Here is a 14,321-nt window from a genome sequence, read left to right as displayed (position 1 = left end):
AATGTTTGGGACAAAAATAACGATTATTAAACAGTATAATTGTATTGATGTAAAAAACGCTTCAATAATTTTTGAAGCGTTTCTCAAGCATTAAAATATTTGACTTTATTTTTAATAATTAATCTAACAAATTTAATACACGTTCTGGGTAATCAGTAATGATGCCATCTACCTTTAGTTCAATCATTCGTTTTATGTCTTCCTCGTTATTAACAGTCCATGGAATTAATTTTATATTCAAATCTCTTAGAGAATCAACTGTTGTTTTGTTTTCTATGAGTTTGAAATTTGCTCCATAAATTTGAGGTTTAAAATCTAATTGGTTCAAATTACTTTGAATGCTTCCCTTTGAAACCAAATAAGCGATTTCAATTTTGGGATATTTTTGATGTAAAATATTAAGGGGTGTAGTATCGAAAGATTGGATATTCACTTTGTCTTCCATTTGTTTTTCTTGAATAATTTGCATAACTAAGTCAACAAAGATATCTGGTTGAGGTTGATAGATTCCATAAACTTCCGCAATTGATTTTATTTCTATATTGTATTTTACGGAAGATAATTTATGCTCTTTAATTTCTTTTTCAATAACATCAAACACTTCGCTTAACAAGGGTTTGTAAGTTTTTAGTTTTTTTTGATTCGGGAAATTTTGATTTCCTCTAGAACCTCCATCAAATGTTTTAATGCTATCATACGTCATTTGGTATAAATTATAATTTTTCTCTTCGGATTTTAAAATAGGTTCACCTGATGGTTTAGACATATACAAAGAAGACATGTAAGGCTCATGCGATACCACGACTTGATTATCTTTTGATATAATTAGGTCTAGCTCAAGAACATTTGCGCCTTTATGAAGTGCGCTTAAAAAACCTTTAATTGAGTTTTCTGGAAAGTTGCCACGGTCACCACGATGTCCTTGAACTTCAATGTTATGTTTTGTAATTGGTTCTTTAGTTTCTGATTTACAACTCACGGTTAATATGAGTAAGATAACTATTAAGGTTTTCAATATTTTCATCTGTTTACAATTAAAAAGCTTGTTTATCATTTTACGGACAAACAAGCTTTTGGTTTAAATTTATTGTTTTGGAGTTTCTAATCTGTAAGAACTCGTTTCGGTATACTCGTTTCCAAACATATCTGTAGCTTTAATTTCAATTTTATGGACTCCAATTTCTAATTTAGTCGGTATGGAACCACGCCATAAATGATTGCTGATAATTGGATTTGACGAACGTCTGCCAGCCATTAATTCTGTTTTGGTATCCCATTCATTAACCTGTGATACGTAGGAGGGATCGTAATCTTGAACATGCTTCATAGGCTGCCATTCGCCATTATCAATACGATATAAAACCGTGTCTTTTTCACTACCCATAAAGAAGTTGGCATAAATTCCCGCCCTTGTTTTTCTTCCTTGCGCAACTACTTTTGGAGCAAAAATTTCTATCTGAAAATCTTTTGGTTTTCCAGCTACTTTATATTCTATGTTGTATTTATTTTCATCAAAATGTAAAAAAGCGTAACCTTTTGGCGTACCATCTCTCATGGTTGAAATAGGGATGCCAGCTTCGTTTAATTTGCCTGAATACCAATCGCCAGAAGTAGTACCTACATTATATTCATGATGTGGTTTTGCTCTTAACCAACCTTGTGAAGCATCAAAAAAGGTTTGTTTTTGAATGTGTGTATGTGCTGAAAGTGACAGTGTATTAGGATAATCTTTTAATAGACTAAATAGCTTTTCACGATCTTCATCTTTAAAAGCATCGCCATTTGGTTCGCTTAGAGGAATATGAAAAGCCAAAACAATAAGGTGATCTTTTGGAACAAACTTTAAATCGTTGGCTACAAAATTTAATTGATCTTTTCGAAATCCACCCCAATAGCCTTTGCCATCTCTTGGATCTGGATAAAGAATATTATCTAAAATAATAAAGTGCACTTTACCAAAGTTAAAAGCATAATTTGCTGGTCCAAAATGAGCTTCGTATGTTTCATCGCTAATAGTATCTGTTTTAGCATCAAAGTTCATATCATGGTTTCCCATAACATTATACCATGGTACACCAATTTCTTTTACAGCATCAATATATGGATTAAATAAACTTAAATCATCACCGACTAAATCGCCCAAACTTAATCCAAAAGGTACATTTTTGATGGCTTCAACTTCAGAAACGATACCTCTTTTAAAGTATTCTATTTCTTCTAAAGTATAAGCTTGCGGATCTCCAAATACTAGTGCTGTAAATTTAGTGGTTTCTTCTGTTTTAATTAATCCGAAATTAATCGATTTAGGAAGTTTGCCTGTGGGTGCTACTCCTTTAAACTCTAATTCTGGAGAACCCTGAGGTTTGTGGTTGTAGAAGAATTGGGGTAGGTTATTGGCATCTGTAGTAACGTTGTACCCAGAAGGTTTTATTACAGAAATAATATGATCGGTACCAATTGGGAGTTCGTATTTTCCGTTTTTATCGGTTAAAACCACTTGTTCTCCGTTACTAACGGCTACATCTTTAACGCCTTGTTCTTTTCTTTCTTTTTTATTGTTCTGGTTCAGGTCGTTGTAAACATAACCTGTTATCTTGTTTTGTGCTGTTACTCCTAATGTTAATAAGGTTGCACATGTTAGAATAAATGTTGTTTTTTTCATAGTATCTCAATTATTTGTTTTCCCACCAAACAGGTGTGTTTATATCATCTGGGCCACCTAGCATTTCAACTGCTTTTTTGTAATTAGAAGCATTGTTAATTTGCACATCAGTTGGATAGTAAAAACGAACAGGCATTATTTTATCATTTAACATGGCTTCTGTAGTTGGTAATACAGGCAAACCAGTACGTCTATATTCAAACCATTGTTGATAATCGACAAAATAGAGGGCGTAATATTTTTGTAGCATGATTTTATCTAAGGTACCATCATATTTTGCATTAGAATTATCAAAATAAGTTGACGGCATTTCAATATTAAACTGTTCGATTGCGGCCGTAACACCATTGTTATAATGTGTTTCTGCATTAGAAGTATAGCCACGCTGTGCTAATTCTGCTTTAATAAACTCAACCTCTGCATAAGTTAATAGGAAAATTTGCATAGGGTTGTTTGCTTGGGCTGTATTGAGAGCAGAAGCGTTATAGGTAAACTGAGATTCTGGACCATCGAAAGCACTAGGTATTCCTTTATATCCTATTTCTACATTATTCAAGTCTCTTGCAATGGTTGATATATAAGCGCGTCTTGGGTCTTCAAAATCATTTAAATTATCAATAAAAAAAGAAGCTATTTTAGTGAATAAACTAAAATCTTGTGGCCTACCCCAAGGAGATACATTTGGAGTAACACCAGTAACTTGTAAAATAGCAGATTCTTCATTGTTTTCAAATACAGGATAGGTTGTAGGATTGTTGACTATGGCCGTCATTTTCTGAAACGCGTTGGTTTCTGTTCTATTGGAAATACGAAGCAATAACCTTAAATGTAATGAGTTTGTGAATTTTTGCCACTTTTCAACATCATTAAAAAAGAGAATGTCATCGGCGTAAGCCATACCTTTATTAACATCATAAATGCTATTGGCTTTTTCAAGGTCAGCAAGAATAGTTTCATAAATAAGCTCTTGAGAGTCGAAAGCAGGGTAGAAGTTTCCTTCATCACCTTTTACTGCTTCTGTCATTGGTACAGGCCCAAATATATCGGTAAGGTTGGCATATACCATAGCGTTAAGTGTTAAAGCGATGGCTTCGTAATTTTTGTCTTCTAATATTAGGGCTGCAGAATGCATTTCCTTGATATTATTAAGCCATTTGTAATAATTATTCCATGATGAATTACCGGCACTCTGACTTACATCATAACGATGTAAACCACCAGAAACACTAGGTAGTGGTACAGATACCTGCATTAAATCGAACGTAACACTGGCACTTCTGCCGGCGTTATGGGCTGCTAACCCATAGATAATTGGGTTTATTAACGTGCCAGGACTAATTTCATTAATACGATTTGGGTCTTCGTTAATTTCTGCAAAATCATTTGTACATGATACTACAATAGTGAAGCAAAGTAGTGTACAAAATAAATATTTTAGTGTTTTCATTTTTATAGATTTTATAAATTTACTTTTAAGTTAAAACCATAGTTGGCTGGTGAAGGCATTTGTCCCATTTCAATTCCTGGTAAAATAGTGTCTCCATTTAAGGCAGCTGTTTCAGGGTCGTAAATTGGAAAATCAGAAACGGTAGCTAAATTTCTTCCAAAGGCGGAAATGCTTAAACCTGTAATTCCTGTGTTTTTTAAAGATTTTTTAGGAAAGTTGTATTGCAAACTCACTTCTCTTAATTTTAAGAATGAAGCATCAAAAGAGTTCGATTCTACATTGGCACGACGGTAGTAACGATTGTACCAGTCTGGAGTTATTGCAGCAGTAGTATTGGGAGAATATGTGCCATCTGTATTTAATACAACACCGTCTCCTGTTATAAAACCTGTTTCTCGTCCTTCATAAGTAGATATTAATTTACCTTGTTGGATAAGTTTGTGATTAGATTGAGAGTACACAATGCCACCGTACTGGCCGTCGACCATAACATTAAGCGTTATATTTCCAAAGCTAAAACTGTTATTTAAACCAGCTTTCCAATCTGGACTAGCGTCTCCTATGTATTGAATTTCGTCTGGGTATGCTGGAAGCCCTGCATTATCATAAACAATTGCACCTTCTGGCGAACGTTCAAAACCAAACCCGTAAATAGCAGTTGTTGTACCGCCTATTTTAGCTAATAATGTGGCATTACCACCAGAGCCTATTTCTTGTTGACCATCAACTCCATCTGCAAGTTTTAATACTTTATTCCAGTTTTTAGACCACGTTAGTGTGCTTTTCCAATTAAACTTCTCTCTTTTTATTATTTTTCCGCGAAGTGTCAATTCTACGCCTCGGTTACGCACTTCACCAGAGTTTAAAACCCCAGAGCTATAACCTGTAGTGATATCTAAAGGCACTGAAATAATTTGGTTTTTAGTGGTTGTTTCGTAAACAGTTGCGTCTAAGTTTATTCTGTTGTTTAATAAGCGAGCTTCGATACCTGTTTCATAACTTGTTGTTATTTCAGGTTTGAAATTGGCATTGAACAAGTTGGTAGCTACAGATGCCGAACTAGCAAACGCACTTTGACTATAATATTTACTCGTTTTATAAGGATCGGTGTCGTTACCAACTTGCGCGTATGAAAAACGATATTTTAAGTAATCCATCGCATCGGGTAAATCGAATATTTCAGACATGATAAAACTAGCATTTGCCGATGGGTAGAAAAATGAATTATTTTCTATAGGTAAGGTGCTAGACCAATCGTTTCTTCCAGTTAAATCTAAAAATATTTTATTGTCGAAAGCCACTGAAAACAAACCATATAAGCTGTTTACTCTTTTGTTTTTGTCATAGGTTTGAATTAGCGGATTGTTTACGCCGTTAGCTAATTTATAAACGCCTGGAACAACTAAACCATCAACAGAAGCATCTGTTCTTCTATATTTATAATCCATAGAGTTTCCTCCTAAAGAAGCAGAAAATGAAAATTTATCACTAAGTTCATTGTCATAGCTTAACAGGAAATCGGTATTAACTTCTTGCTTCCAAACGTCTTGTGTTTCGTAAAAACCTTGTTTGTATCGGTTGATACTGTATGGTCTTTTTTGTTCTCTTTCTTGGTAATAGGTGTTTAATGATGTTCTCAGCATTAATTTTAATTGTGGAGCTAATTGAATGTCACTAAAAATATTTCCTACGATTTGATTACTTGCCAGCGCATTTGTTGCTTCATAAGCTATGGCGTATGGATTGTCTATGTAAGAACTAAATGGTTGAATTTGTTGAATTTGATCCTGACCTTGTTTCCAAATATTACGATACCAATCTAAATTAACATTAGGGTTTTGAAAAATCATAAAGTAAGCTATAGAACCGTTGTTGTAGCCTGTACTTGGTAAATTGTCACTAGTTCTATTATTATAGTTTACAACAGAACCTATTTTTACATGATCTGAAACTTGATAATTAGCGTTTAAAGACGCTGTTACTCTTTCAAAACCAGTGTTAGGCATAATCCATTCGTTTTTAGAATGTCCAACAGAAAGTCGCATTGAGCCTTCTTGATTCCCTCCTTGAATAGATATATTATTGGTGGTTGTTACACCGGTACGCCAATAATCTTTCCTATTATCTTCGTAAGGCTGCCAAACCTCTCTCTGAGCAGATTGGCCTTCTAAATTCGGATCGTATTGGTAGTAATATTGATTGTTAAATTCAGGCCCCCAAGCACTACTTGTTCCGCCAGTACTATTACCATCTTCCGAAGAACCATAAGAATAATAAGGAATACCTTCAGTATTAAAACTTTTACCTGTTCCTTGTCCATATTTATATTGCCAATCTGGCCAACGTTGTATAACATCTAAGCTTATACTTGAGTTATAGGTTACACCCAACCCTTTTGTTTTTTTACCAGATTTTGTAGTAATAATTAAAGCACCATTAGCAGCACGACTTCCGTAAAGCGCTGTTGCACCTGGGCCTTTTAAAACAGTTACGTTTTCAATATCATCTAAATTTAGATCTGATATTCCATTACCGTAATCTATTGGAGAATCTTCGCCTATATAAGCATTTGATGAGCCTGAAGTTGTCATTTCACTATTAACAGGTACGCCATCAACCACAATAAGTGCATTGTTGCCATTAGCATTTAAAGAGTTGTTACCTCTAAGTGTTATTTGCTGTGAATTCATTGGGCCAGAACCCGACGATACAATATTTAAGCCAGCAACTTTTCCTTTTAATCCAGACGACCAGTTGTTAGGTGCTGTTTGTGCTAAACTTTCACTTTCAACGGTGGCTTGCGAGAAACCTAGTTTTTTTTCCTCTCGTTTTATACCTAAAGCGGTAACAACGACTTCGTTTAGGCTATTTATGTTTTCTTGTAAAACAATTTCTAATAAAGTGCCAGGTTTTGCTTTTATGGTTTTAGAAATATAGCCCATAAAAGAAATAGTTAGTTCTGCATTTTCTTCAGTTAACGCCAAACTAAACATACCATCAAAATTAGTTGAGGTGCCATTTTTAGTCCCTGTTTCCATTACAGTGGCGCCAGGTAACGGTAATCCTGCTTCATCCACAATTTTACCTTTAACAAGTTTTTGTTCTCCAGAATTTAAAACGGTAATGGTATGGTTTAAGATTTTAAATTGAAATCCACTTTGTTTTGTTATTTTATTTAAAATAGTTTGTAAATCTTCATTTGTAGAATTAATAGAAACTTTTTGAGGTATTTCTGTTATTGAATTATCAAAAATAAAAGTATAAGCAGTTTGGTTTTCAATAGCGGAAAACACATCTGTTACTAAAGCATTTTTTAAATTTAAAGAGACTTGAGTATTGGTTATGTTATTAGATTTTGCAGTGGCTATCGTTGTTGTTAATAGCATACATATTAAATAAAAATTTTTAAGAGTTAAATAATTTTTAAAAAAGTGTAATTTAGTATTCATTTTAAATGATTAACGTTAATTAATTTAATGTTATTTGTTATTCAGCCCATTTTCGTTGCAGCGGAAATGGGTTTTTTTATTATTAATTTTTCTTTGTGTTCTTTCTTATAATAATATGGTTTGGTGTTAAGTAATCTATTTTTAAATCTTTAAGTAGCTCGATACTTGTCATGACGTTTTTTAAGGTTTCATTATTAAATTTTCCGGTAATGGTTTCTTGTTTTGTTTTTTCATCTTTAAATTCTATTGAAACATTATACCAGTTTTCCAAAATCTTGGCTGTGTTTTCGAGTGTTTCGTTATTCAAAACAATAATATTTTTGGTCCAAGCAATTAAATCATCACTATTAGCATTATTCAGAATAATAGGTGTTTGATTTAAAAAGGTAACTTGTTGATTTTTGGTTAAAATCACTTTGTTTTTAGGAGATACTTTAGAGCGAACAAGTACTTTACCGGTATTTACACTAACGATAGTTTTATTATTGTTGGTAGCGTTAACATTAAAGGACGTTCCTAAAACCTTGGTTTCTGTATTATTAGAAGATATAACAAATGGCTTCTTTAGGTTTCTGGTTACTTTAAAAAAAGCTTCACCTGTTAATGTAATATGTCTTTCATCTGTAAAATTATCATGATAAGTTATACTACTGTTTGAATTTAAGAACACATGACTGCTATCTGGAAGTAATACTTCTCTTCGTTCACCCATTTGAGTTTTAATAGTTATGGGGTTTATACTTAGAAGTGAATATGAAAAGGTGATACCTATAAGGAGTAAAATGGAAGCTGCAATGGAAAGATTTTTGTAGTTAAATGGATGTGCTTTTTTATGAATAGCGCTGTCTATAGCGTTTTTAATTTTTATTTCTTTCCGGAAGCTTAAATTAACGGGAATCGATTTATGCTTTTCTTGCATAGCGTCGTAAAAATTATCGACTTGCCTTTTTTCATCTTTAGTCGCAACGTTATTAATGTAATTTTTAGCTATGGAAATAAAATGTTTGTCTTTCAAAATGGTCTTGTTTATTTACAAGTCTCAATTTTTAAGTATAACACGTAGAAGAAAAGTGGAGGTTAATGGTTTCTTAATATGAGTAGGCTCATGTTTACTTTATAGAAACATTGTGATAACAAAACCAATAATATGATTTGTTTTTAGAGAAGATTTTAATTTTTTAAGCGCATCACTAATGTGCTTTTCTACTGTTCGAATAGAGATGTCTAGTTTTTGAGAAATTTCGGTATTAGATAATTGTTCAACCCTACTTAAAATAAATACTCTTTTGCATTTAGGAGTTAGTTTGTCAATTTCTAAGAACAGGCTTTCTTCTAGCTCTTGGTACTCTAAGTTTTTTTCTGACGGACTAGAAATGAAAATGTTTTCTAGTGCTTCAAAATGGGTAGAAGTAAATTTTAAATCGCGGATATAGGTTGTTATTTTGTATTTAATGGCTCTAAAAAGATAACCCTCAAGGTTTACTATTTCTATGGTTTTAGATTTGTGCCAGAGGCTTATAAATACCTCTTGAACAATATCTTCGCAAATTTTTTCTTCAGTATAAATTCGGTATGCATAGGTGTATAAAATTTTCCAATAGCGAATGTATATTTCGTTGAAAGCACTCTCATTACCTTTTTTTAGAAGGATTTGAAGTTGTTCGTTAGAAGAGTTTTTGAGTGGTCGTTTCATAATTACAGCATACAAACAAATGTAACTGTAAAATGAATTTTATTGAAAGCATTTAGTTTAACTAATAGTTAAGAAATAAGCAACAAAAAAAGACCTGATGGTTTCGAGAAACATATCAGGTCTTAAAATATTATTTAGAAATAGGTTTTATTTATTTCTGAAAATTGTTTGTTTTCTATCTGGTCCAACAGAAACGATAGTAATCGGAATTTCTAATTCTTTTTCTAAAAACTCAATGTATTCGTTTAATGACTTCGGAAGTTGTGACGCTTCAGACATGCCTGTTAAATCTTCATTCCAACCACTGAAATCAGTATAGATAGGTTCTACATTTTCTGGTTCAATGTTGTAAGGGAAATGCTCGATAACTTCTCCTTTATATTTGTAAGCTGTACATACTTTTAAGGTTTTAAACCCTGAAAGTACATCACCTTTCATCATCATTAATTGCGTAACACCATTTACTTGACAAGCATATTTAAGCGCAATTAAATCTAACCAACCGCAACGTCTTGCTCTACCTGTAGTAGCACCAAATTCGTTACCAACTTTAGCCATGGTTTCACCATCTACGTCAAATAGTTCAGTAGGGAATGGGCCAGAACCAACACGAGTTGTATAGGCTTTGAAAATTCCGAATACCTCACCAATTTGTCCTGGAGATACACCTAAGCCAGTACAAGCTCCAGCAGCAGTGGTGTTACTAGAAGTTACGAATGGATATGTTCCAAAATCGATATCTAATAAAGAACCTTGAGCGCCTTCGGCTAAGATCGTTTGACCAGATTTTTGTGCTTGATAAATGTATTCTTCAGAATCGATGAATTTTAGAGATTTTAAAACTTCAATAGCCTTAAAGAATTCAGTTTCAAGTTCTTTTAAATCGTATTCAATATCAACATTGTAAAAAGAAATCATTGACTCATGCTTATCAGCTAGAGCTCTATATTTATCTTTCCAATCGCTTAATTCTAAATCGCCAACACGAATCCCGTTTCTACCCGTTTTGTCCATGTAAGTTGGTCCAATACCTTTTAAGGTTGATCCAATTTTGGCTTTTCCTTTAGATGTTTCACTTGCCGCATCTAGTAATCGGTGCGTTGGTAAAATAATATGAGCTTTACGCGAAATTACAAGAGATTTTCTGTAATCTACACCTTGTGCTTCAAGCTTATCAAGTTCTCCTTTGAAAATAACAGGATCTATAACAACACCATTTCCTACTAAATTAGTGGCGTCATCATGGAAAATACCTGATGGTATGGTATGTAATACATGTTTTTTTCCGTTGAAAACTAAAGTGTGTCCTGCATTTGGTCCGCCTTGAAAACGAGCAATAATGTTGTAGTTTGAGGTAAGTACGTCAACAATTTTTCCTTTGCCTTCGTCTCCCCATTGTAATCCAAGTAGTAAATCTACTGCCATTGTAAAATTAGTTAGTTGTCCTTATTGCTATCAGGAGTTTTTCTAGTCCCGTAGAAATAAAGTGAATGATTATTGATTTCAATATCGAAAACTTCTTCGATAGTTTTTTTTATAGATTGAATTCGCGGATCGCAAAATTCGATAACTTCACCCGTATCTGTTAATATCACATGATCGTGCTGTCTATCGAAATACGATTTTTCGTAATGCGCCTGGTTTTGTCCAAATTGATGTTTTCTAACCAATTTACATTCTAAAAGTAACTCTATAGTATTATAAAGTGTAGCTCTAGAAACGCGATACTTTTTATTTTTCATGTTCAGATATAGAGATTCTATATCGAAATGTTCGTTGTTATTATAAATTTCTTGAAGTATAGCGTAGCGTTCAGGGGTTTTTCGGTGTCCCTTGTTTTCTAAAAAGCTTGTAAATACGCTTTTTACTATGTCTTGATTCTTATTATCTACTTTTGTATTCATAATTGCGTGGCAAATTTACACATTTTTTACACTCTAGTAACCTTATCTATGCCATTAATTTTCTCAAGGCGGTCTAAAAGTTTTTTTAACAGTGTTTTATTCTTAACTACAACATGTATTTTACCTGCAAAAAGGCCATCGTCGCTTTCAAAGCTAATGCTCTTCATATTAACGTGCATGTTTTCTGAAATGATAGTTGTAATGTCGCTTACCAAACCAATGTGGTCGATACCTGATAGCGAGATATGTGCCAAAAATTCTTGTTGCGACGAGTCCACCCATTTAGCTAACATGACGCGATAGGCGTAGTTAGCTTGAAGACTTAGCGCATTTGGACAATTCTTTTTATGCACCTTTAAACCATCTGAAGCGGTTAAAAAACCAAAAACATCATCGCCAGGAATTGGGTTACAACAGCTTGCTAGTTTGTAATCGAGTTTATCCTCTTCCTTGCCAAAAACTAGAGAGTCAAATTTAGTGGTAATTTCATCTTTCTCTAAATCGTCATTAGGTAAGTTGGCTTTTCGAGTCATTTTACTTTTCAGAAAACTCATTAAAGCATTGCTTCTAGAAGCAGCATAAGCCTTTAACATAGTATTGTCTATAGTGCCTAAGCCTACTCGGTAAAATAAATCTAAACTAGTTTTTAACTTAAAATAGCTAACCATTTCGTTAATAGACGCCTCGTTTAAGTTAATTTTAAGCTGTTTTAATTTTCTACGTAAAATTTCTTTTCCTTCTTCACCAATTAATTTACGGTCTTCTTTTAAGGCCGATTTAATTTTACTGCGCGATCTTGCTGTGGTAGCATAGTCTAACCAGTTTGGATTGGGTTTTGCATTTTCTGAAGTTAAAATATCGACCTGATCGCCACTTTTAAGTTCATAACTAAGTGGTACTAATTTTCCGTTTACCTTGGCTCCACGGGTTTTCATCCCGACTTGGGTATGTATGCTGAAAGCAAAATCGAGTGTTGTTGCTCCTTTTGGGAGCGATTTTAAATCGCCCTTTGGAGTAAAAACAAATATTTCTTTTGAATATAGATTTAGTTTGAATTGCTCTACAAAATCGACAGCATTGGTATGTGGGTTCTCTAAAGCTTCTTGTAATCTGTTAATCCAACTTTCTAAATTATCTTCTTTTTCGCCTCCTTGCTTATATTTATAGTGAGCAGCATAACCTTTTTCGGCTATTTCATTCATGCGTTCACTACGTATTTGTACTTCTACCCAACGGCCTTTTGGCCCCATAACGGTAATATGAAGTGCTTCATAACCTGTGCTTTTTGGTGACGAAATCCAATCGCGAAGGCGAATAGGGTTTGGTCTAAAATGATCGGTAACGATGGAATATATTTTCCAAGCGAGAAATTTTTCATTCTGCGGATCGGCATCGCATTTATAAATAATTCGAATAGCAAATTTATCGTAAACCTCATCAAAGGAAACACCTTGATTTATCATCTTTTTTCGAATAGAAAAAATAGATTTAGGGCGTCCTTTAATGGTATAATTCAGTTTTTCTTTATCAAGAGAGTTTTGTATAACGCCGCTAAATTGTTCAATATATAAGTCTTGATCCTTTTTGCTTTCTTTGGTTTTATTTAAAATATCGTAATAATCTGTAGGTTCTAGATATTTTAAGCCTAAATCTTCAAGCTCTGTTTTTATGTTATAAAGCCCTATTCTATGGGCTAATGGAGCGTAAATGTATAAGGTTTCCGAAGCGATTTTAACTTGCTTATCGGGCCGCATAGAGTCCATAGTTTGCATGTTGTGCAATCTATCGGCAATTTTAATGATGATAACGCGTACATCATCATTTAAGGTTAATAACATTTTACGGAAATTTTCAGCTTGAAGCGAAACATCCATATCTTGATCTTTACTTAACGAGGAAATTTTAGTTAAGCCGGCAACAATGGTAGCAATGGTTTTACCGAATAGATTTTCGATATCTTTAATGTCATAATCTGGGCTATCTTCCACAACATCATGAAGTAGGGCAGCGGCAATAGATGTCGCATCTAGACCTATTTCTTGAGCTACTATTTTGGCCACAGCAATGGGATGAAAAATATAGGCTTCACCCGATTTACGGCGTTGGTCTTTATGGCCGTCTACAGCAACTTCAAATGCCTTCCGTATTAGCTTTTTATCTTCATCAGAAAGTGTGGTATAACTAACTTTTAAAAGTTCTTTATAAGCTTTAGCAATGGTTGCGTTTTCTTTTTCTATCTCTTCATCTGTCATAGACTAAAAGTAATAAAACAATTGTAATAGTCAACCGGAAAAAGAATTTTTTTTTACGCTTTTTAGTTGTTTTTTATTCGCTTAAAAAACCGACTAATTGTCTTACAGCTTTGCCGCGGTGACCAATTTTGTTTTTTTCAACTAAGTCCATTTCTGCAAATGTCATATTGAAGGTCGTGGGACTAAAAATGGGATCGTATCCAAAACCTTTTTCGCCTTGTTTTTTGGTGGTTATTTCGCCTTTGCAAATACCTGTAAAAGTATGCGTAAGGCCGTTAATATGAAGTGCGATTACGGTTTTAAATTGCGCACTGCGGTCTGTTTTATCTTGTAAGTTATGGAGTAGTTTATCCATGTTATCGTTATCGCTACGTTGTTCTCCAGCATAACGTGCCGAATACACTCCTGGTTCGCCGTTTAATGCAGTAACTTCCAGTCCGGTATCATCAGCAAAACAGTCGTGGTTATAGTTCGTTTTTATGTAGTTGGCTTTTTGCATTGCATTTCCTTCGATAGTCGGCTGGTTTTCAGGGATATCTTCGGTGCAACCAATGTCTTTTAGGCTCAAAAGTGTGATATGCTCTGGCATTAGGGCTTGTACCTCTTTAATTTTATTTAAGTTGTTGGTAGCGAAAACAATATGCATGTTGGTCTAGTTTTAGTTTATTTTACGTATATTATATAACAAAGCAAGAAAAAAACAAAAGGATTACGTGGAATTTTCGTACTTTGCGCACGTCTAAATATATTTGTCCCAAATAATGATTTATACATTCTCTTAATTAAAATATTTAGGATATCTTTTTCTTACAAGTATACAATCAAGTGGCTTATGGTGTATCCAAAATTTTTAATAATTTATTTTGAAATATAATTTTGTTTAATTAAAATCAATCTTTTTTAATTGGTTTATA

The 14,321-nt window shown here is 33.6% G+C and carries 10 protein-coding genes; all 10 read right to left on the bottom strand.

The features are described from left to right. Nucleotides 1-118 precede the first annotated feature (118 nt). The 10 genes from QWY92_RS08725 to QWY92_RS08680 all read right to left on the bottom strand — a co-directional run bounded on the left by QWY92_RS08725 (nt 119) and on the right by QWY92_RS08680 (nt 14,053). Nucleotides 119-1,024: a glycerophosphodiester phosphodiesterase family protein gene (locus tag QWY92_RS08725; protein ID WP_290270355.1), complete on the bottom strand. Its 906-nt coding sequence runs from the start codon at nt 1,022-1,024 to the stop codon at nt 119-121. 60 nt (nt 1,025-1,084) lie between these two features. Beyond that, complete coding sequence (locus QWY92_RS08720; RefSeq protein ID WP_290270354.1) at nt 1,085-2,662, bottom strand: calcineurin-like phosphoesterase C-terminal domain-containing protein; 1,578 nt, start codon at nt 2,660-2,662, stop codon at nt 1,085-1,087. 10 nt (nt 2,663-2,672) lie between these two features. Beyond that, nucleotides 2,673-4,109 (bottom strand): SusD/RagB family nutrient-binding outer membrane lipoprotein, encoded by a 1,437-nt coding sequence (locus QWY92_RS08715; protein ID WP_290270353.1) that lies wholly within the window; start codon nt 4,107-4,109, stop codon nt 2,673-2,675. Nucleotides 4,110-4,120: 11 nt separating this feature from the next. Next, nucleotides 4,121-7,495, bottom strand: coding sequence for a SusC/RagA family TonB-linked outer membrane protein (locus QWY92_RS08710; RefSeq protein ID WP_336622091.1), 3,375 nt, complete (start codon nt 7,493-7,495; stop codon nt 4,121-4,123). Between the two features lie 145 nt (nt 7,496-7,640). Beyond that, a complete protein-coding gene (locus QWY92_RS08705) occupies nt 7,641-8,573 on the bottom strand; it encodes a FecR family protein (protein WP_290270351.1) in 933 nt (310 codons plus the stop codon). 99 nt (nt 8,574-8,672) lie between these two features. Then, nucleotides 8,673-9,251: an RNA polymerase sigma factor gene (locus tag QWY92_RS08700; RefSeq protein ID WP_042502899.1), complete on the bottom strand. Its 579-nt coding sequence runs from the start codon at nt 9,249-9,251 to the stop codon at nt 8,673-8,675. Nucleotides 9,252-9,398: 147 nt separating this feature from the next. Next, a complete protein-coding gene (locus QWY92_RS08695) occupies nt 9,399-10,676 on the bottom strand; it encodes an adenylosuccinate synthase (RefSeq protein WP_290270348.1) in 1,278 nt (425 codons plus the stop codon). Between the two features lie 11 nt (nt 10,677-10,687). Then, nucleotides 10,688-11,155, bottom strand: a complete 468-nt coding sequence (locus QWY92_RS08690; RefSeq protein ID WP_290270346.1) for a Fur family transcriptional regulator — start codon at nt 11,153-11,155, stop codon at nt 10,688-10,690. Nucleotides 11,156-11,181: 26 nt separating this feature from the next. Further along, the gene (locus QWY92_RS08685; RefSeq protein ID WP_290270344.1) at nt 11,182-13,407 is read right to left on the bottom strand and encodes a RelA/SpoT family protein; all 2,226 of its coding nucleotides are present in this window, start codon (nt 13,405-13,407) and stop codon (nt 11,182-11,184) included. Nucleotides 13,408-13,480: 73 nt separating this feature from the next. Continuing rightward, entirely contained in the window at nt 13,481-14,053 is a 573-nt protein-coding gene (locus QWY92_RS08680; protein ID WP_290270343.1) for a non-canonical purine NTP diphosphatase, read from the bottom strand. Nucleotides 14,054-14,321 lie beyond the last annotated feature (268 nt).

It is taken from the genome of Algibacter miyuki, assembly GCF_030409805.1.
Classification (GTDB): Bacteria; Bacteroidota; Bacteroidia; order Flavobacteriales; family Flavobacteriaceae; genus Algibacter; species Algibacter miyuki.
Note: the sequence above shows the minus strand (reverse complement) of the source record. Positions and strands in the feature narration are given on the sequence as shown.